This is a genomic window from Arhodomonas sp. KWT (assembly GCF_010993615.1).
In genome coordinates this window covers 1-1536 of sequence record NZ_WNXE01000414.1, presented here as the reverse complement: position 1 = coordinate 1536, position 1536 = coordinate 1, and the positions used below count along the sequence as shown (strand labels likewise).

The following is a 1536-nucleotide window of genomic DNA, read 5'->3' as shown; positions in this document are numbered from 1 at the left end:
TCCATTCGCCGCGTGCTCTCGCTGCCCGGCGAGACCCGGCTGTTCATGTGCCACGACTACAAGGCCCCGGGCCGGGATGAGTACCGCTGGGAGACCACCGTGGCCGAGGAGCGCGCCACCAACGTGCACGTCCATGACGACGTGGACGAGGAGACGTTCGTGCAGATGCGCACCGAACGCGACGCCACCCTCGACATGCCGCGGCTGATCCTGCCGTCCGTCCAGATCAACATGCGCGCCGGTGCCTTTCCGCCGGCGGAATCCAACGGCGTGCGCTATATCAAGATACCGCTGAACGCGCTCTGAGCCCGCGCGTTCCACGGCAGGGAGGAGAGAGACCGTGGAGACGAGAAAACCGCTGTCGCCGTTCTACGCGGTGACCACCCAGCTCCGGGCGAGCGACCTCGGCGCGCTCGCCGCCGAGGGCGTGCAGACCGTCATCAACAACCGTCCCGACGGCGAGAGCGGGGATCAGCCTGCCGGTGCCGAGCTCGCGGCGGCCGCCGAGCGCCTCGGCATCGCCTATCACTACGTCCCGGTGGTCTCCGGTCAGATCACGGACGACGACGTCCGCGCGTTCGCGACGATCCTCGCCAATGCCCGCGGCCCGGTGGTTGCCTTCTGCCGCACCGGCTCACGCTCCACCAGCCTCTGGGCCCTGAACGAGGCCCGCCACCTCGCGCCGGACGCGGTGCTCGCCACGTGCGCCACTGCGGGCTATGACCTGTCCGGCCTGCGCCCGCGACTGGAAGCGGCCTGGTCCGCCGACACCACCGGCGAGGCCACCGACACCGGCAACGGCCGCCGGTACGACGTGCTCATCGTCGGCGGCGGTGCCGCCGGCCTTGCCACCGCCGCCAGCCTGCTGGCCCGGCGTCCGGCGCTGGATATCGCAGTTATCGAGCCCCGCGAGCAGCACTACTACCAGCCGGGCTGGACGCTCGTCGGTGGCGGTGTCTTCAGGCGCGAGCAGACGGTACGCCCCATGGCCGACCTCATGCCCGCGGGCGCGCGCTGGATCCGGGCCGCGGTCGCGGCCTTCGAGCCCGGGCAGAACCGGGTGGTACTGGAGGACGGCGAGCGCCTGAGTTACCGGACGCTGGTCGCTGCTCCGGGGATCCGGCTGGATTGGGCCGCCATCGAGGGCCTGTCGGAGACCCTCGGCCGCAACGGTGTAACCTCCAACTATCGCTACGAGATGGCCTCCTACACCTGGGATCTCGTACAGGGCCTGCATGGCGGGCGGGCGCTGTTCACCCAGCCACCGATGCCCATCAAGTGCGCGGGGGCCCCGCAGAAGGCGATGTATCTCGCGTGCGATGAGTGGCGTCGCCGCGGGGTGCTCGACGCCATCGACGTCGAGTTCAAGAGCGCCGGCGCCGTGCTCTTCGGCGTCGAGACGTTCGTGCCGCCGCTGATGCGCTACGTCGAGCGCTACGGCATCGATCTGGCGTTCAACAGCAACCTCGTCGCCGTCGACGGCCCGGCGCGGACCGCGCGCTTCCGCGTGCAGGACGCCAGTGGCAACGAGCGGCT

Annotated in this window: 1 protein-coding gene and 1 pseudogene; both read left to right on the top strand. The window is 70.4% G+C overall.

What is annotated here, in order from left to right:
- Positions 1-306: pseudogene (locus G7A99_RS19465) on the top strand (MBL fold metallo-hydrolase); the annotation flags it as partial.
- A gap of 34 nt (positions 307-340) precedes the next feature.
- Positions 341-1536 (top strand): bifunctional protein tyrosine phosphatase family protein/NAD(P)/FAD-dependent oxidoreductase (locus G7A99_RS19460; RefSeq protein ID WP_163143340.1); only part of this gene is annotated, 1196 nt, incomplete at its 3' end.